General features: G+C 40.2%; 16 protein-coding genes and 1 pseudogene. 13 read left to right on the top strand and 4 right to left on the bottom strand.

Annotation, left to right across the window (positions count from 1 at the left end; genetic code table 11):
• Positions 1–55 precede the first annotated feature (55 nt).
• Positions 56–1,954 (top strand): tRNA uridine-5-carboxymethylaminomethyl(34) synthesis enzyme MnmG, encoded by a 1,899-nt coding sequence (gene mnmG, locus MXE38_RS00575; RefSeq protein WP_246909947.1) that lies wholly within the window; start codon positions 56–58, stop codon positions 1,952–1,954.
• Positions 1,955–1,997: 43 nt separating this feature from the next.
• On the opposite strand, the gene MXE38_RS00570 is transcribed toward mnmG, so the two are convergent.
• The 4 genes and pseudogenes from MXE38_RS00570 to MXE38_RS00555 form a co-directional block, all read right to left on the bottom strand.
• Positions 1,998–2,213, bottom strand: coding sequence for a 4-hydroxyphenylacetate 3-hydroxylase C-terminal domain-containing protein (locus MXE38_RS00570; protein ID WP_246909944.1), 216 nt, complete (start codon positions 2,211–2,213; stop codon positions 1,998–2,000).
• Between the two features lie 307 nt (positions 2,214–2,520).
• Positions 2,521–3,447, bottom strand: coding sequence for a 4-hydroxyphenylacetate catabolism regulatory protein HpaA (gene hpaA / locus MXE38_RS00565; protein ID WP_246909941.1), 927 nt, complete (start codon positions 3,445–3,447; stop codon positions 2,521–2,523).
• 636 nt (positions 3,448–4,083) lie between these two features.
• Positions 4,084–5,289 carry a Bcr/CflA family multidrug efflux MFS transporter gene (locus MXE38_RS00560; protein WP_246909939.1) on the bottom strand — a complete coding sequence of 402 codons (1,206 nt, stop codon included), beginning with the start codon at positions 5,287–5,289 and terminating at the stop codon, positions 4,084–4,086.
• 160 nt (positions 5,290–5,449) lie between these two features.
• Positions 5,450–5,677: pseudogene (locus MXE38_RS00555) on the bottom strand (hypothetical protein); the annotation flags it as partial.
• 393 nt (positions 5,678–6,070) lie between these two features.
• Here MXE38_RS00555 and rsmG point away from each other — a divergent pair.
• The 12 genes from rsmG to atpD all read left to right on the top strand — a co-directional run bounded on the left by rsmG (position 6,071) and on the right by atpD (position 18,019).
• Complete coding sequence (gene rsmG / locus MXE38_RS00550) at positions 6,071–6,733, top strand: 16S rRNA (guanine(527)-N(7))-methyltransferase RsmG (protein ID WP_246909935.1); 663 nt, start codon at positions 6,071–6,073, stop codon at positions 6,731–6,733.
• 57 nt (positions 6,734–6,790) lie between these two features.
• A complete protein-coding gene (locus MXE38_RS00545) occupies positions 6,791–7,579 on the top strand; it encodes a ParA family protein (RefSeq protein ID WP_246909933.1) in 789 nt (262 codons plus the stop codon).
• 59 nt (positions 7,580–7,638) lie between these two features.
• Positions 7,639–9,342, top strand: a complete 1,704-nt coding sequence (locus MXE38_RS00540) for a ParB/RepB/Spo0J family partition protein (RefSeq protein WP_246909931.1) — start codon at positions 7,639–7,641, stop codon at positions 9,340–9,342.
• Positions 9,343–9,369: 27 nt separating this feature from the next.
• On the top strand, positions 9,370–10,140 hold the full coding sequence (locus MXE38_RS00535) for an ATP synthase subunit I (protein WP_246909929.1): 771 nt from the start codon (positions 9,370–9,372) through the stop codon (positions 10,138–10,140).
• Positions 10,141–11,134: 994 nt separating this feature from the next.
• On the top strand, positions 11,135–11,332 hold the full coding sequence (locus tag MXE38_RS00530) for a hypothetical protein (protein ID WP_246909927.1): 198 nt from the start codon (positions 11,135–11,137) through the stop codon (positions 11,330–11,332).
• 437 nt (positions 11,333–11,769) lie between these two features.
• Positions 11,770–12,729, top strand: coding sequence for a F0F1 ATP synthase subunit A (gene atpB, locus MXE38_RS00525; RefSeq protein ID WP_246909924.1), 960 nt, complete (start codon positions 11,770–11,772; stop codon positions 12,727–12,729).
• Between the two features lie 152 nt (positions 12,730–12,881).
• Positions 12,882–13,103 (top strand): F0F1 ATP synthase subunit C, encoded by a 222-nt coding sequence (atpE, locus tag MXE38_RS00520; RefSeq protein WP_246909920.1) that lies wholly within the window; start codon positions 12,882–12,884, stop codon positions 13,101–13,103.
• Between the two features lie 33 nt (positions 13,104–13,136).
• Entirely contained in the window at positions 13,137–13,607 is a 471-nt protein-coding gene (gene atpF, locus MXE38_RS00515; RefSeq protein ID WP_246909918.1) for a F0F1 ATP synthase subunit B, read from the top strand.
• Positions 13,608–13,622: 15 nt separating this feature from the next.
• Complete coding sequence (locus tag MXE38_RS00510) at positions 13,623–14,153, top strand: F0F1 ATP synthase subunit delta (RefSeq protein WP_246909915.1); 531 nt, start codon at positions 13,623–13,625, stop codon at positions 14,151–14,153.
• A 16-nt stretch (positions 14,154–14,169) separates the two neighbouring features.
• Positions 14,170–15,711 carry a F0F1 ATP synthase subunit alpha gene (gene atpA, locus MXE38_RS00505; RefSeq protein WP_246909912.1) on the top strand — a complete coding sequence of 514 codons (1,542 nt, stop codon included), beginning with the start codon at positions 14,170–14,172 and terminating at the stop codon, positions 15,709–15,711.
• Positions 15,712–15,721: 10 nt separating this feature from the next.
• Positions 15,722–16,585, top strand: coding sequence for a F0F1 ATP synthase subunit gamma (atpG, locus tag MXE38_RS00500; protein ID WP_246909907.1), 864 nt, complete (start codon positions 15,722–15,724; stop codon positions 16,583–16,585).
• Between the two features lie 18 nt (positions 16,586–16,603).
• Complete coding sequence (gene atpD, locus MXE38_RS00495; protein ID WP_246909905.1) at positions 16,604–18,019, top strand: F0F1 ATP synthase subunit beta; 1,416 nt, start codon at positions 16,604–16,606, stop codon at positions 18,017–18,019.

The following is an 18,019-nucleotide window of genomic DNA, read 5'->3' as shown; positions in this document are numbered from 1 at the left end:
GAGCCTAAGTGGTCTTATTTAGTTTTAGTTTATGCTCCTTTGAGGCGAGGTTAACATGTCATTAAGAGAGTTTGATGTAATTGTTGTGGGTGCTGGCCATGCTGGCATTGAGGCAGCAGGTGCTGCTGCTCGTATGGGCTGTAAAACCTTATTATTAACTCACAATCTTGAAACTGTTGGCGAAATGTCATGTAACCCTGCTTTTGGTGGCATTGGCAAAGGTCATTTATTACGTGAAATCGATGCTATGGGTGGTATTTGCCCTCAAGCTATCGATCGTGCTGGTATTCAGTTTAGAACCTTAAACTCATCCAAGGGCCCTGCTGTTCGTGCTACCCGTGCTCAAACTGATCGTCATTTGTACAAAGAGGTGATGCGTAAAACCCTCGCTGGCTACAAAAATTTAACTCTTTTCCAACAGCCTTGTACCCAATTACTCTTTGACGGTAATACCTTATGTGGTGTTAATACTGCAGCTGATATTTGTTTTTACAGTAAAGCTGTTGTTATCTGTGCTGGTACTTTCTTAAATGGTTTAATTCATATTGGTTTAAACCATTATCAAGGTGGTCGTGCTGGCGATCCTGCCTCTATTGCTTTAGCTGAAAACTTAAAAGAGCTTGGTTTAAAGCAAGGCAGATTAAAAACTGGTACTCCTGCTCGTTTAGTAAGTGACACTATTGATTACTCAAAGATGCAGCGCCAAGAGCCAGAGCATCCTTTGCCTGTATTCTCCTTTATTGATGATAACTCAGTACTTCCTGAGCAAGTATGCTGTCATATCACTCATACTAATGAGCGTACCCATGACATTATTCGCTCTGGTTTAGACCGTAGTCCTTTATACTCAGGCGTTATTAAGTCTACAGGACCTCGCTATTGCCCTTCTATTGAAGATAAGATTGTTCGTTATCCTGATCGCAGTGCTCACCAAATCTTTGTTGAGCCAGAGGGTTTAACTTCTAATTTGGTTTATCCAAATGGTATTTCCACTTCACTACCTTACGATATCCAAGAGAAATTTATTCGCTCTATTGAAGGCTTTGAAAATGTAGTAATTGCTCGCCCTGGTTATGCCATTGAGTACGATTTCTACGATCCACGTGAGCTATCAGTAACCATGCAGTCTAAGAAAATTCAAGGCTTATTCTTAGCTGGCCAAATTAATGGTACTACTGGTTATGAAGAGGCTGCTGCTCAAGGTCTATTAGCTGGTATCAATGCTGGTTTATTTGTCCAGGGTAAAGAGTCTTGGTTCCCATCCCGTAATACTGCCTATATGGGCGTAATGATGGATGACTTATGCACCTTAGGTACCCGTGAACCATATCGTATGTTTACCTCTCGTGCTGAATATCGCTTGATCTTACGTGAGGATAATGCCGATTTACGCCTCACTCCTACTGCTCGTGATTTAGGCATTATTGATGATGAGCGCTATCGCATCTTTGAAGAGAAGCAAACTCAGATTGAGCAAGAAAAAGCTCGTTTACGTGAAACTCTAGTAAAGCCAAGTTCACCAATGGGTAAAGGTGTAAGTGCCATCTTAAATACTCCTTTATCTAAAGAGCAGACTTTAGAGGAAATCTTACGCCGTCCAGAGTCACGTCTAAAGCCTTTATTACAAGCTGCTAATCTTGATTTAATTGCTACCTTGCCACAAGCTGAGGAGCAAGTGGAAATTCAAGTACGCTACCAAGGCTATTTAGAGCATGAGTTAGATGAAATCAAAAAGCGTGAGCTTAATGAAAAGACTTTACTGCCTACCAATTTTGATTATCGTACTATTTCAGCTTTATCTAATGAGGTTGCTCAAAAGCTCAATGAGTTCCAACCTGAAACTTTAGGTATGGCATCTCGTATTTCTGGTGTAACTCCAGCTGCTATTTCTATTTTGCTAGTTCACCTTAAGAAATTAAGCTTACTCAATCGTGTGCCATTAGCAGATCGCTAATTACAGATTGCTAAATACATAATCTATGAAAAAAGCGCCCGCTTCAAAGTAAGAAACTGGGCGCTTTTTTTGTCTTTAAAAAAACAAAAAGATCTTGAGAGCCAGTGTAGTTGATCTCATAGAGTTCATGACGGCCACCAAACTCATAGCCAATAGCATCCCACATGAGCTTAAAGATCTTAATACGCTCCTCAAAGTACATACAGTTAGAGCCACGTACGTACTTAGCTAAGTACTTCTCAATCTCTGGATTAACCATTTAGCAATTGCAATAGTGACTTTAAGTGGTTGTACTGGTACTTTTAGGTGGAATTAATACCTTGCATTAAAGAGCATCTCAGGCACTTTGAAGTACCTATACCTGTATTAGGGTTGGTAGTGTTGGTACTGTAGAGGGCGCTGCACTGTATGCTGCTGGCTGTAGTTGGGTAGGTGGGTAATTGCGTAGGTGCTGTAGCGGTTGTAGTTGCAGCTGCATCTGCTGCTGCGGCGGCTGGCGTGAGGTCTTGCAAAAAATAAAGGCGCTTAAGATGGTAATCTTAAGCGCCTGATAGTGCAAGGCTTAGCTAAACTGAGCTCATATGATGGATATCTTGGTAAAGATTGTGGACATTTTTACTGCGCTTACGCCACTGTGATGGGGTTTGTCCAACACTACGAACAAAGAAGCGAGCAAAGTAAGATGGGTCTGCAAAGCCTAAATCATTAGCAATTTGATTGATACTTTTGTCTGAATAGACTAAGCGGCGCTTAGCTTCTAATAAAATGCGCTCAAAGATCATGCGTTTTGGAGGTAAAGAAGAGAAGCGTCTGCACATATCTTTAAGCTTAGACTCTGTAACGGATAAGAGTTTGGCATAGTCTGGAATAGAAAGCTGCTTGTAGTAGTTATCCTCAATTAACTTAACAAAGTTTTGGAAAATAGTAAGGTCTCCACTGACAGTAGGAGTGGTATTAAGGCTATCTTTAAACTCTTGCTTACATAAGATATATGAAAACATAGCTTGAGTAATATGGCCTAATACTAAGTCCTGATCTGTATCAACATTCTCAATTGAGCTTTGAATAATGCTAAAAAAGCGATCTAAATTCTTTTTAATTTCACTATTTTCTGAAAAGGATAAGAAAACAGCTTTATTCAAAATGATATTAGGGTTGGAGTGATAGAGCTTTTCTATAATAGGGATAATGAGACTTTCTCTTACCGTCAGAACATGACCAGTGGTTTCATTGGTACTAAAGAAAGAGTGGGGAGCAGATGGTGGAGTTAAAACCAGTAAAGGAACCTTAGGAGTTAAGTTTACTGAATCATCAAGATTTAAGTTGATATAGCCATAGTCAATATAGTGGAGCTGAAAATAGCCCTCATGACGATGGGGCTCCATAAAGCGTCCATAAAAGGATGCCATATGAGAGAAAGAGCGATAACTGACATCATTGAGCTTGCCAAAGGTCAGGTTATCTTTTGTAACATCAATATTTCTAATTGCCATCTTCTAACTAAACTTCAATAAAAAATCATTATGATAGAGATAAATCAATCAATTTATAACCATGTATGGTATAAGCATAGCTTATTTAGCTTATCTTGAGATTAGTGGTTTTGCTTATATTTCGCATTTTTAGTAGCTAAATTTTACTTTGTGCAGTAGCGCAAAATTTTGGCTTTTTAAAGCTATTTATACGGTGTTTGTTGCTTTATAAATTACAAGGCCCGCTCCTTAAACTTGGTACTTTTAGTCATCAAATTATTCTTAATTTAATGAAGTTTAAGGGCGGGCGTTTATTAGTTGGTTAAGACCATAATCTCATTATGGAATTGCTCTTGGACGAGATTGATTAATAAAGCAGATACATAGATGAGGCCATAATGGCGCACATTACCCAACCAGATATAGCGATGATTTAAGGAATAATGGTGTGGAATTTACGCTCTTGTAATTTATCAGAGCTTTTGCCCAAAACTAACATTAAACCAATTGTTACAAAAGTTTAGGCACCAAGCCTCTAGTGAAAGTTTCCAAAAGTTGGTTTACAACTATGAGCTAGCTTAAGGCTAACATTATCCTTTTTAATTTTTGGTTGGGCTGTAAACGAGTTTTCGGAAACTTTCACTAGCATAGAAGCTCCTATTTAGTTTGCTCACTGTCAGATGATGTTTTAGAAATTAGGAATTGATGTAAAAAGGAAATCAATGCAAAAAGAAACATAATCAATGTCATGGCATAAGGAGTGTCATCTTGTAATAAAGACACTAAATATGATGACAAGCAGCCTAGGGCAAATTGTGAAGAAATAGCTAGCGAAGATGCGCTGCCAGCCATGTTGCCTCTTTGCTCTAAGAGTAAAGACAGTGAGTTAGCTCCCAAAGCGTTGGTCATGGAAATAAAGAGCACCACAAATATTACTAGGGTTACTAAATTACTATTATTAAAGATAAATAAACCTATGCCTGAGGCAAGTTGAAAACTGGTTTGGAAAAACAAAATTTGTCTTAGTGAAAACTTCTTGAGCAGCCTTATGTTTAATAAGAGCATTAAGATCATGCCTAAAGCATTAAGGAAGAAGAGATAACCATAATGTTGTTTTGCTACGCCAAAGTATTCAATGTATACAAATGGAGAGCCTGCAATAAAGGCAAACATTGCTCCAAAAGAAAAAGCAAATACTCCAATAATGCCCATAGATGATGGGGATTTTAATAGGGTTATATAGCTTTTAAAGGAGTTGATAATAAGTCCATTATCAGGCTCAGTTTCTTTAACTGTTTCTGGGAGTAAGAAAATAATTAAACAAAAAGCGATAAAACCAATAATAGTTAAAGAAAAGAAAATAGCTCGCCATGAAGCAAAGAACAAAATATAACCACCTAAAATTGGAGCTACTAGTGGAGCTATCATGGTAACTAAAGTAATAAGCGACATTACTCTTGGTAGCGATTTAGGATGATAAGCATCACGAGCAATTGCTCGGGCCATAACAATAGCTGCTGATGAGCCAAAGGCTTGCATAAAGCGCAAGAAAATAAAAAGCTCAGCATTAGGGGCAAAAGCCAAGAAAAATGACGAAATAACAAAAACCATCAAGCCAAAGATTAATAATTTACGACGACCAATCACATCAGAGATTGGGCCGTAGAGCAGCATCGAAATACAGAAGCCAAAAAAGAAGGCTGATAGTGAATGCTGCATTTGAGCTGGAGTGGCGTTTAAATCGGCTGCAATGCTAGGCAAAGCAGGAAGATACATATCGATTGACATAGGCCCAAAAGCAACTAATGATCCTAGTAAAGAGATAAAAAAATTATGTGGTTCACCTTCAAAAGCTTTAGGCATATTATGTTTCCCCTTATTTTTGTAAATTGTCCATGCAAGGATTAAGTCTTGCTTTAAAGGACACTTGCTTAGCACCATAAGCAAGTGCCTTTTAGCTGTTATTAGTGAGCTTTCTTATTTTTGCTGCTTTAAAAAGGCAGGTAAATTGTTTTTCTTAAAGTTAAGCACTGGGTCTAGCTCTTCCATGACAAAAGAAAGCGCCAATAATCTTTTTTTGGAGGGGAGCAAAATGCTTGGTGATAATCTCAAAGAGCATTTTACCTGTTTGCTTGTTCGTTTCCATATCACGACCTGCGCCAATTTTTAAGGTCATATGGACAAAGGCGTAATCATGAGCGCCATCGGCCATTTGATAGGTATCTAAAAAGATTGCTCGAGAGCGAATGCCTCCTAAAGGAAACTATCCACTGTTGCCTAGTGCTTGATTGACTTTATCAAATAATTCGTCAAGTTTAACCTCATCTTTAATATTGCAAGTACATTCAGCACTAAAGTGTGGCATATGTGGGGGCCCATCAACACCATGTCGCCTGGTTGTAAAGTCGCAAAGTCAGTTATAGCTTCTAAGATTTGTCCTGCGTTGCGAATGTAGTCGCTAGTGCTATAGCTATCTTTAAGGTAACTTGCAAAAATCTGTGACCAAAAATGCTATCTAAAATTTTTCCTTATCTTTGATGATTAAAGAAAAATATGTCCATAGATTTAAGGAAAAAACCTTATAATTGTTAGAATGCGCTTTTTAGTGCAAAGCTCGTTATTCTTTTAAGCATGAGATTCTATTATGGCAAATAAGATTGCTCCTTTTTCTTTTGATGACTGTAGAGCTCAGATCAAAAGCTTATTTTTGCAGACCTCTATAGAAGTTAGTGATGAGCAACTAGATCAGCTAACTTGCGTAATTGAGATGTTAAACACTTGGAATGCTGCTTTAAACTTAACTGCCATTAAGAGCGTTGATCAAATGGTAGTATTACATATCTTAGATAGTGCAGTAGTATCTCCTGTGATTAATAGTGTGGGCAAGGTAAAGACTATTGCTGATGTAGGCACTGGTGCTGGCTTTCCTGGTGTAGTGTTAGCCATATTAAATCCTAACTTGCAATTTACTTTAATTGACTCAGTAGGCAAGAAGTTATCTTTTGTTCGTCAAGTAGTAACTAAGTTAAAACTTAATAACGTAGAGTTGATTAATAAGCGCTGCGAAGAGATTGAGCATGAGCCTTTTGATGTCATTGTTAGTCGTGCCTTTGCTCCTATTGAGCGCATGGTAGGATGGTGCTTACCTTTATTAAAGGATGATGGCCGTTTTGTTGCTATGAAAGCTAATCTTGATGACAACGAAATTCAAGACATTCCTTTAACTGTTACAATAGAACGTATTGAAGATTTAAAAGTACCTACCCTGGATGCTAAACGACAGGCTGTTATTTTAAAGCGCATTTAAATCTAATTTTAAAGACCTTACTAATTTTGCTCTTGTACACACAGAGGAACTGCTCTTATGGCTAGAATCATTGCTATTGCAAATCAAAAAGGTGGAGTAGGTAAGACTACAACCTGCGTCAACTTGGCTGCCTCTTTGGCTGCAATGCATAAGAGGGTTTTAGTTATTGATGCTGATCCACAGGGTAATGCTACTATGGCCTCAGGGGTGAGCAAATATAATGTTGAGACCTCAATCCGTCATATTTTAATTGATGGTGTAGACGCAATTTCAGCCTTGGTTACTGATACTTCTGGAGCTTATCACCTTATTCCTGCTGATGATGAATTAGGTACAGCTGAGTTTAAGTTAAGAGATTTCTTAATGCGTGAGGTGCGTCTAAAGAATGCTCTAGAGCCAATTCAAGACAATTACGACTATATCTTTATTGATTGTCCACCATCTTTAAACTACTTAACCATCAATGCCATGTGCGCCGCTCAGAGTATATTAGTGCCATTGCAGTGTGAGTATTTTGCATTAGAGGGCTTAACCTTATTATTTGACACTATCGATAAATTGGGTCGTGAGGTTAATCCTAGCATCAGGATTGAAGGCATTTTGCGTACTATGTACGACAATAGAAATCGTCTTTCCTCTGATGTGTCCAAAGATCTAGAAAATAGCTTTGGTGATTATGTTTATAAAACTATTATTCCTCGTAATGTGCGTCTGGCAGAGGCTCCTAGTTATGGTAAACCAGCTATGTACTATGATAAGGCATCAGCTGGTTCCAAAGCATATTTAGCTTTAGCAAGTGAAATCTTAGAAAAAGATTTTTTAGCTGCTAATGGTGTGCAACAGTAATACATAGCTTAATAATTTCCTGTAATTTTTTAATTGGCGTTAAGGTTGGGAGCATCTTTATGGCAGGTTTAGGCAGAGGCATAGGTTCTTTAATTAGCGAAAGCAACAATAAAAAGGCAAAACAACAAGAGCAAAATGCCAAAACATTAGGTCAAAGCTTGCTAGAGCGTTCATTGAGCTCTCAAAAGATAGCTAAAGCCACAGAGGCAAATACTGAGGCCAAGGAGGATAATGAGTCCCAAGATACTGCCTCTAAGAGTACCAAGACTAGTAGCTCTGCCTCCAAAAAAGTAAAAGCAGGCACTAAAAAGGCTACTACTCCTAAAACTACTCAGGCTAAAACCACCACCAAAAAGACTAGCTCAAGAGCCAAAGCCAAAGCTCAAAAAGAGGCAGCTCTCCAAGAGCAGGCCCTACAAGAGCCAGCTCTGGTAGAGCTTGCTCCTGCCGCTGCCAGCTCCTCTGCCCCAAGCGATAGCCCTAAGCGCTCTAAGAGCCCTGCGAAAAAGAAGGCAGCCAACACTGCCGATGCAGCCGATGCTACAGCAACCGCTGATACTACCGCTGCCGCAGATACTGCAGCTGTTGCAGTAGCCGCAGCATCTGAGGCTAGCACTGGTAAGGGCAAAGTTAAAAAGGCTACTACTCGTCGCAAGGCTACTAAGGATAATCAAGCTACTCTTGAGGAATCTAAGCTTAAGAGCTCTCCTGTAAGTAGTGAGGCTACTAAGGGTGAGGTATCTACAGCTACAGGAGATGCTATCAAGAGTGAAATTGGTTATAGCGATGAGAATGAAGTTGGTGCTTTGGCCAAGGATGTGGCTTTAGCCCAGTCCATGCAAGATGCAATGGAGCTCTCTTATTTAGCCGAGAATGGCCTTAATGAGGGTAAGGTAGCTAATGATATTGAACTTGTATCAGCTAGCAGCGATGACCATCTGGTCTTAAATGTAAAGCTCGATATGCTTATGCCTTCTACTTATCAGCCACGTCACAGCTTTGATGATGAGGCTATTAAGGAGTTGGCAACCTCCATTAAAGAGCATGGTTTACTTGAGCCTTTAATCGTAAAGCGTATTGATGGTGGTAAGTACGAGATCATTTGTGGTGAACGTCGCTATCGTGCTGCTCGTATGCTTGCTATGGCCTCTGTTCCTTGCTTGGTTCGTGAGGTGGTAGACGAAAAGGCTTATGCCATTGCTTTAATTGAAAATATTCAGCGTGAAAATTTAAATCCTGTTGAGCTTGCTATTGCTTTTGACCAAATGATGCAAGAGTGTGGCATGACCCAAGAGGAGGTGGCTAAAAGTGTTTGTAAATCACGCTCAGCTGTAGCCAATTATTTACGTGTATTAAAGCTCGAAGATGGTAGCTTAGCTGCTCTTAAGGCAGGAAAAATCGATTTAGGCCATGCTAAGGTTTTACTATCCCTAAGTGGTAGTGCACAAAATGAAGCTTGCCAAATTGTCATTGAGAGAGGCTTGTCTGTTCGAGCTACCGAAAGTTTTGTTAAAGAATTTGCCAAAAAGTTAGAGGCTCGTGCCTTAGAAGAGGCTCAGAGCAATACTGATGACTCTAATAGTGAGGCCAATCGCAACATTAACTACACCTCATACGAAAAGTCTCTTAATGCTAAGTTAAAAGGCGTAAAGGCTAAGTTTAAGGTAAGTAAGGATGGTAAGGGTAAACTTACCTTTAGTTACGATAATGACAAACAATTAGATAGCTTGTTAACTTTATTGGGTTTAGATAAGTCTAACTAACCTAACCTCTTGGCAAGAAAGATCAATATGGCACCAAAGAGTACTAACCAACAACAATCAGAACTTGCAAGTCCTAGCGCTCCTGAGGCACCAGCAGCCCCTCATAGCCTTGCTGCCCAGCAGGGCCTTGATGGCCCTGCTGGCCTGCAGTGCCATAATGCTCCTGCGCAAGAAAGCACTCCTCAGGGCGGTGGATACCACAGTGACCATGGCGCTGATGTGGGCTCTAATGCTTATCAGGATGATGAGGATGACTATGGGGTGCCACCTAAGAAGATTAGCTATGAGCAAGCATTGGAGCTAAGCAAGCAACAGCAAGGACTGGTTAGTGTTATCAGTATGTTGCAAGTTATTGTGGTTTGTATGTTTATGGCTGGCTTTATTGGTTATGTCAAAGGTCATGGCATTATCAAAGAGCTTGCTTTAAACAATGAGCAAGTTGCGCAGTTACAAGCTCGTTTATTGGAGCTTAGCGGGCCTTTAGTGGATCAGGGGGCGATAGGTTCTGCCTTATGGTTTATGGCTTCCTCTTTAGTAGGTGGTCTATCCTTGCTGATTCCTATAGCTATTTACAATGTGATAGCACGTTCTGCTGATCGCTCTTATGGTAAGAGTGCAGGTGTAACCCTTTATGATGTCATTAGAGCCGAAGTTTTAAAGTATGCTCTGATGATTATTATTTTGGCTCTAGCTTTTAAATTTACCAGTTTAAATGCCTTAGTAATGATGGCAACTTTTGTCATTGTTATGTTTGCTCAAATTATTAAAAGCGCTTTGTCTTTAGGCAGACGTAGCTAGAGATTAACAATACTTTGGCAAAATCTTTTTTTTAAGAGCCTCTTTAACTAATTGGTTAAAGAGGCTTTTTTAGTTTTAGCATAGAGCAATTTTACCTAATGCAGAAAATGAGGGCTTATTGCTATCTTTGATAGCCAATCAATAAAAAATCGCAACGTTTTAACAAGAGCAAAATAGGTACAAAAAGATAGTAAAGATTGATAGATGTTAAAAGGATAAAAAAGACTAGTTTAGTGATGTTATAAGCTAAGTAGGAATGTTGTATTTATGTTAAGAGTAAGAACATAGAAGATAATTATATTTGCTGACAAAAAATCACAACAAATGAAAGCAAGAAAAAGCATGGAAGTCATTTTTGGTGCTCAGTAAAAAATAGCTAATGGGGTGTGTTTTTTAGTTGCTAAATAGTACTTTTAGTAAACTTTTAGTACTAAATTTGCACTCTTTTTGCGTTTTTTTATGTGATAGCTATCTCATTTTTACTGTGATTGTGAGCACGATTTTTATGCACAATTTTGATGCCAATATGGCTAGTTGAAAACTTTTTGCAATTTTACTTTAAGCAAAATGTTCTTTTGAATTGCTAATTTTTCGGGATTAAGAGTATATTAAAGGGGATAATAAAGGTCTAATGCTTATGACTAGACTTTGATTTTGAAAACTATCACTATTACTTAGTGTTGATAGCTAGGAGAACTAAAGTTTGATTCTCTCAAGCCCTTCAAACTTACTAAGGTTTTAATGCAAAATTACGTGCGAATAGCACATTTTGTTTTAGATTTATAGTATTTTTTGGTGAGCTTTTGAGCTAGATCAATTTTACAAGTATAAATTGTCTTTTGTTCTCATACCTAAAACATTATTATTAAAACCAACTTATAAACTAAGTAAAATAAGTTGGTTACGATTTGGCACCAATAGTGCTTTAATCTAACAAAGTAGTGCTGTAGTTTCCTTTATTAAAGGTTAGTAAGGTATAGCACCAAAAGGAGTTATGGCTTTTCTTACTAAAAGCGATGCAGGGCTTAAAGTAGCTAGTCTATTAAGAGCTTGTTGTGGTGCGTTTTTACTAAGAGAACCTTTCTTTATAAATTATGGTCGTGACAAGTTTGATGATTCAGCTTGTTTTAAGATCGCGCCTTTTCTCCTTATAACTTTGACGATTGTCATGATGCTACTAAAGAGCGAATAAAGAAAAGAACTTATTTACTAACAAAGACTATGTTGAGAGCTTAAATGCGGGAACAAGTCGCCAAGAGCACAAGTTAGTTGAGAGCTTAAATGCGGGAACTTTCTTGTATCGCTAACAGCAAATAAGTTGTGATTATTTAATTTGGGTATTTAGTTTAGGGACTTGATAAATAGATCTGGTAATAAGAGCTAAGAGAATGAGGCTGTGAGGATGAAAAGATGCTGTCTTTTCCAAACTAAAAGCTTGCTTTTAGTAGCAATTATCCTAAAGCTTGTAGCAACCTGATTTTTTAAGAAAGAAAACTCTCTGGAGCTAATATCTGCTATTAAGCAATAGCACTGGTTTTAGTCGAGTATGAAGAATGCCTTTTACTCTCTTAGCAATAAGAGACTATTAGTGCGCTCTTTGTGTGTTCATCTTGGAAGCTAAAGTATCTTATGTCTGAGACTTCATCATCTCAAGAGTATATTGGACACCACCTTCATTTCTTGCAAGTCGATCTTCGTGACGGCAGTATTGTAAATAGTGTGATTCCTAAGGAGCCTATGGCTTATGAGAAGTGTCTCTCTGCCACTGGTTCACAAGCTGACTGTTTAAGCATTACTGGCTATGAGCAGTGCAGTTTCTCTGACTTAGCTCAGGGTACTTGTATCACCTATCACGCTCCTGCTGAGCATGAGGCTTCATTATTCAATTTCTACCACTTAAATGTTGATTCTTTAGGCTTTACTATTCTTTTAGGCTGCCTCTTTATCTGGTTATTCAGATATGGTGCCAAGAAGACTAAGTCTGGAGTACCAACTAAACTACAGTGTTTTGTAGAAATGATTTTTGAGTTCGTACAGGGCTCTGTATCTTCCATCTTCAAGAGAAAGAGTGACATTATTGCCCCTCTATCCTTGACTGTGTTTATGTGGGTTTTCCTCATGAACTTAATGGATTTACTCCCTATCGATCTCTTGCCTGGACTTGCTAGTTATATTGGTGTTCCATATTTAAGAGTTGTGCCTTCAGCTGACGTTAACATCACCTTGTCTATGGCTTGTGGTGTTTTCTTCCTGATTTTCTACTTCTCATTCACCAACATTGGCGTTAAGGGTTTCGTCAAGACTTATACCTTACACCCATTCCATCATTGGGCATTTGCTCCAATCAACTTAATCTTGGAAGGTGTATCTTTACTTGCTAAGCCTGTTTCTTTAGGTCTCCGACTTTTTGGAAACATGTATGCAGGTGAAATGATCTTCATCTTGATTGCGTTGATTCCACTTTGGTGGGTTCAGTGGGTATTGAATGTGCCTTGGGCATTATTCCATATCTTGATTGTTACCTTACAGGCTTTCATCTTCATGGTATTAACCATTGTTTACTTATCAATGGCTAGTGAAGAAGATTAATGAGCAATGAATGGTTTTCATTGCTCGTTGATGAAGACCAAAAAATATTTTGTAGAACGAGCCTTATGACTATCGCTCAACTTTTTTAAATAGTCGTAGCTCTTTTTTTAACTTTCTACTGAAAAAATTTTGTACTTATTAGGAGAATTTAAATGGATCTTAACATCCTTGCTGCTGGCATTATGATGGGCTTAGCTGCTATTGGTGCTGCTATTGGTATCGGTATCTTAGGTGGTAAGTTCTTAGAGGGCTCTGCTCGCCAGCCTGATTTACTTCCATTACTCCGTACTCAGTTCTTCATTGTAATGGGTCTTGTTGACGCTATTCCTATGATCGGTGTAGGTCTTGGCATGTACCTCTTGTTCGCTGCTTAAGCTAAACACCTGTTTTAGCAAGGAGCTAACACCTTGGAAATTAATGCTACTTTTTTAGGTCAAGCCGTTGCGTTCTTTATCTTCGTGGTTCTATGCATGAAATATGTATGGCCACCACTTATGGATGCCTTAGAGAAAAGGCAGAAAGAAATTGCAGATGGTCTTGCCAATGCCGAGAAGGCTAAGAAAAACCTTGAGTTAGCAAAGTCTAATGCTGCTGATACCTTGCGTCAGGCTAAGGTAGAGGCTCAAAAGATCATTGATGAGGCTAATAAGCAGCGCTCAATGATCTTAGACCGTGCTACTGAAGAAGCTACTAACGAGAAAAACCGCATCGTCGAGTCTGCTAAGGCAGAGATCGAGTCTGAGCGTAATAAGGCCCGTGAGGAATTACGTGCTGAGGTTATTGCTCTGGCTGTTGCTGGTGCGGAGAAAATTCTTGATAAGAAAATGGATGCAAGCTCTGATCATCAAATGGTCAAGAAGATTGTTGATTCCTTGTAAAGTGAGGTGAAAGCATTGGCTGAGAACCTAACTATCGCAAGACCTTATGCTCAAGCAGTATTTGAAATTGCTAAGCAGGATAAAAGCTTTGATCGTTGGTCAAACTCGCTTGAGGCTTTGTCTTGCGCCATAACTAATGAGCAATTTGCTTATATGGTAAGCGAGGCTAGCACCCATGAGGCTGCCTCTAAGTTACTAATTGAGCTCTTAGGTGATCTTCTTGATGAGAAGGGACAGAACTTTGTCTTTGTTTTAGGCGAGAACAATCGTTTTGAAGTTCTTCCTGAAATTTATCAAGAGTTTATCAGGTTACGAGACGACTACTTAAAGGTACAAGCCGTTGAGATTGTGACTGCTCGCCCATTAAAGCCTGAGGACGAAAAGGCCTTAGTTGCTAAGCTCGAGCAGAAATATAAAGTCACAATAAGTCTAACTCGCACTATCGACCCAAGCATTATGGGCGGTGTAATCATCCGTATTGGTGATGAAGTTATTGATGGCAGCGTCAAAACTAACCTGAGTAGATTGTCTTCAACCCTCAAGTAAAGCAGGGGAAAAATAAATGCAATTAAATTCAACTGAAATTGCCGATCTCATCAAAAAGCGCATCGAGCAATTTAAGGTTGTCACTGAGGCACGTGATGAAGGTACTATCGTATCTGTAAATGACGGTATCGTGCGTATTCACGGCCTTTCCAACGTTATGCAGGGCGAAATGCTAGACTTCGGTTCAGGCCTTTATGGTCTAGCTTTGAACCTTGAGCGTGACTCCGTTGGTGCCATTGTTATGGGTCCATACTCTCACTTATCTGAGGGTATGAAGGTACGTAGCACTGGCCGTATTCTTGAAGTACCAGTTGGCAATTCATTATTAGGTCGTGTTGTTAACACCTTAGGTGAGCCAATTGACGGTAAGGGCCCTATTGAAAAGACTGAGTTCTACCCAGTAGAAAAGATCGCTCCAGGCGTTATTGCTCGTCAGAGCGTTTCTCAGCCAATTCAAACTGGCTATAAGGCTGTTGATGCCATGATTCCTATCGGTCGTGGTCAGCGTGAGCTTATCATTGGCGACCGTCAGGTAGGTAAGACTGCTTTAGCTATCGACACCATTATTAACCAAAAGAACTATGGTGTTCGTTGTATTTACGTAGCTATTGGTCAGAAGGCTTCCACCATTGCTTCTGTAGTAAGAAAGTTAGAAGAGCATGGCGCATTAGATAACACTATTGTGGTTGCAGCTTCTGCTTCTGATACAGCAGCTTTACAATATATCGCACCATATGCTGGTTGTGCTATGGGTGAGTTCTTCATGGATCAGGGCGAAGACGCATTGATCATTTATGACGACTTATCTAAGCACGCTGTGGCATATCGTCAGATTTCCTTGCTCTTACGTCGTCCACCAGGACGTGAGGCTTTCCCAGGTGACGTTTTCTACTTACACTCACGTCTCTTAGAGCGTGCATCCCGTGTTAACGCTGCCTACTTAGAGGAGTTATCAGGTGGTAAGATCAAGGGTAAGACTGGTTCTTTAACCGCTTTACCTATTATTGAGACCCAGGCTGGTGACGTTTCTGCGTTCATTCCAACCAACGTAATTTCTATTACTGACGGTCAGATCTTCTTAACCTCCTCATTATTTAACTCTGGTGTCCGCCCAGCTGTTGATCCTGGTATTTCTGTATCTCGTGTAGGTGGTGCAGCACAGACCAAGATTATTAAGAAGCTCTCTGGTGGTATTCGTACCGCCTTGGCCCAGTACCGTGAGCTTGCCGCTTTCGCTCAGTTCTCATCAGACCTTGATGATGCAACCCGTAAGCAGCTTGACCATGGTCAAAAGGTAACTGAGCTCATGAAGCAAAAGCAATTTGCTCCATTAACTGTAGCCGAGCAGGCTTTAGTTATCTTTGCTGCTGAGCGTGGCTATCTTGAGGATGTAGAATTATCCAAGATTCTGCCATTTGAATCTGCCTTGTTAGAGTATGCTCGTCAGTCTCATGCAGACTTATTAAAGAGCATTGAAGAGAATCCAGACTATAACGATGAGGTTGTAAAGAGCCTTAACGATTTAGTAACTGAGTTCAAGTCAACTCAAACCTACTAGGAGCTCTAACATGGCCGGCGCAAAGGAAATACGCACTAAGATCTCTAGTGTTAAAAGCACTCAGAAGATCACCAGTGCTATGCAAATGGTAGCCGCATCAAAGATGAGACGTGCCCAAGAGAAAATGATCTCTTCACGTCCATACTCTCAGGCTCTCAATCGCATTATCGGTCATATTGCAGCTGGTCACACTGAGTACCACCACCCATATATGGTTGAGCGTGAGGTTAAAAACATTGGTTATATCATTGTTTCTACCGATCGTGGCTTGTGTGGTGGTCTTAATATCAACCTTTTCCGTAAGACCTTAAATGATATTAAGGCTAATATGGATAAAGGTTTGGGTGTTAAGACTGTATTGTTAGGCGGAAAGGCTCATGCTTTCTTCTCCCGTGCTGGTATTGAAGTAATCGCTCAGCACGCTGGATTTGGCGATGATCCATCCCCTGACAATTTAGTTGGTGCTATCAAGGTGATGACCCAAGCATTCTTAAATGGTGAAGTAGATAAGATTAACTTATGCTTCAACGGCTTTAAGAATACGATGGTGCAAATCCCAATGGTTATGCAGATGCTTCCATTGCCTATTACAGACGATGAAAACATTAAGAAGCATCACTGGGATTATATTTACGAACCTGATCCAGCTATCATTTTGAACGTAGTTTTAGATCGTTATATTCAGCAGATGGTTTATCAAGCTGTGCTTGAGAATCTTGCCTCTGAGCAAGCAGCTCGTATGGTGGCAATGAAAGCAGCTACAGATAATGCCGATGCCCTTGTCAGCGATCTGCAGCTTGAATATAACAAGGCACGTCAAGCAAGTATTACGATGGAACTTAATGACATCGTATCTGGTGCCTCTGCGGTCTAATTTATTTGAGGATAAAAAATGGCAGAAGCTAGAAAACGTGCTGGTGAAAAGGGCACTATTGTGCAAATCATCGGCGCTGTTGTGGACGTTGAGTTCCAAGAGAACTCAATCCCAGAGCTTTATGATGCACTTGAGATTAAGGGCGACGGTAAGCAACGTCCAGACATCACTTTAGAAGTGCAACAACAAATCGGTGGCGGTGTAGTTCGTTGTATCGCCATGGGTTCATCTGACGGTTTAAGCCGTGGTTTAGTAGCTGTAAATACTGGTGACGGTATTAAAGTTCCAGTTGGCGCTGCTACCTTAGGCCGTATTATGAACGTTTTAGGTCAGCCTGTAGATGAGTGCGGTCCAATCGGCGAGGAAGATCGTTGGGTTATTCACCGTGCTGCTCCTACCTATGCTGAGCAGTCTGCAACTACCGAAATCTTAGAGACTGGTATTAAGGTTATTGACCTTATTTGTCCATTCGCTAAGGGCGGTAAAGTAGGTCTGTTCGGTGGTGCTGGTGTAGGTAAGACTGTTAACATGATGGAGCTTATCAATAACATTGCTAAAGCTCACTCTGGTCTTTCCGTATTCACTGGTGTAGGCGAGCGTACCCGTGAGGGTAATGACTTCTACCACGAAATGGAAGAGTCTAAGGTTCTTGATAAGGTATCCATGATTTATGGCCAGATGAACGAGCCGCCAGGCAACCGTCTTCGTGTGGCTTTAACTGGTCTTACCGTAGCAGAGAAGTTCCGTGACGAGGGTAAGGACGTGTTGTTATTCATTGACAACATTTACCGTTATACCTTAGCTGGTACTGAGGTATCCGCCCTTTTAGGTCGTATGCCATCTGCTGTAGGTTATCAGCCAACCTTAGCTGAGGAAATGGGTGCCCTCCAGGAGCGTATTGCTTCTACTAAGAAGGGTTCTATTACCTCTATTCAGGCCGTTTACGTGCCAGCTGACGACTTGACTGACCCAAGCCCAGCAACTACCTTCGCTCACTTGGACGCAACCATCGTATTGTCACGTCAGATTGCTTCTTTAGGTATTTATCCTGCTGTGGATCCTCTTGATTCCACCTCTCGTCAGCTCGATCCATTCGTTGTGGGTCAAGAGCACTATGACGTAGCTCGTGGCGTTCAGACCATCTTACAGCGCTATAAGGAGCTTAAGGACATTATCGCCATCTTAGGTATGGACGAGCTCTCTGAGGATGATAAGCTTACTGTGGCCCGTGCACGTAAGATCGAGCGTTTCTTATCTCAGCCATTTAGCGTAGCTGAGGTATTTACTGGCTCCCCTGGTAAGTATGTTTCCTTGAAGGACACCATCCGTGGCTTCAAGGGCATTATCAACGGTGAGTACGACAACTTACCAGAGCAAGCTTTCTACATGGTTGGCTCTATTGATGAAGTTGTAGAGAAGGCCAAGAGCTTATAA

It is taken from the genome of Anaerobiospirillum sp. NML120448, assembly GCF_023050945.1.
Classification (GTDB): Bacteria; Pseudomonadota; Gammaproteobacteria; order Enterobacterales; family Succinivibrionaceae; genus Anaerobiospirillum.
This window is presented reverse-complemented; position numbering and strand designations above follow the sequence as displayed.

Excerpts from the sequence above, each read along its gene's own strand:
- mnmG (WP_246909947.1), top strand. The coding sequence starts at position 56 with ATGTCATTAAGAGAGTTTGATGTAATTGTTGTGGGTGCTGGCCATGCT.
- MXE38_RS00570 (WP_246909944.1), bottom strand. The coding sequence starts at position 2,213 with ATGGTTAATCCAGAGATTGAGAAGTACTTAGCTAAGTACGTACGTGGC.
- hpaA (WP_246909941.1), bottom strand. The coding sequence starts at position 3,447 with ATGGCAATTAGAAATATTGATGTTACAAAAGATAACCTGACCTTTGGC.
- MXE38_RS00560 (WP_246909939.1), bottom strand. The coding sequence starts at position 5,289 with ATGCCTAAAGCTTTTGAAGGTGAACCACATAATTTTTTTATCTCTTTA.
- rsmG (WP_246909935.1), top strand. The coding sequence starts at position 6,071 with ATGGCAAATAAGATTGCTCCTTTTTCTTTTGATGACTGTAGAGCTCAG.
- MXE38_RS00545 (WP_246909933.1), top strand. The coding sequence starts at position 6,791 with ATGGCTAGAATCATTGCTATTGCAAATCAAAAAGGTGGAGTAGGTAAG.
- MXE38_RS00540 (WP_246909931.1), top strand. The coding sequence starts at position 7,639 with ATGGCAGGTTTAGGCAGAGGCATAGGTTCTTTAATTAGCGAAAGCAAC.
- MXE38_RS00535 (WP_246909929.1), top strand. The coding sequence starts at position 9,370 with ATGGCACCAAAGAGTACTAACCAACAACAATCAGAACTTGCAAGTCCT.
- MXE38_RS00530 (WP_246909927.1), top strand. The coding sequence starts at position 11,135 with ATGGCTTTTCTTACTAAAAGCGATGCAGGGCTTAAAGTAGCTAGTCTA.
- atpB (WP_246909924.1), top strand. The coding sequence starts at position 11,770 with ATGTCTGAGACTTCATCATCTCAAGAGTATATTGGACACCACCTTCAT.
- atpE (WP_246909920.1), top strand. The coding sequence starts at position 12,882 with ATGGATCTTAACATCCTTGCTGCTGGCATTATGATGGGCTTAGCTGCT.
- atpA (WP_246909912.1), top strand. The coding sequence starts at position 14,170 with ATGCAATTAAATTCAACTGAAATTGCCGATCTCATCAAAAAGCGCATC.
- atpG (WP_246909907.1), top strand. The coding sequence starts at position 15,722 with ATGGCCGGCGCAAAGGAAATACGCACTAAGATCTCTAGTGTTAAAAGC.
- atpD (WP_246909905.1), top strand. The coding sequence starts at position 16,604 with ATGGCAGAAGCTAGAAAACGTGCTGGTGAAAAGGGCACTATTGTGCAA.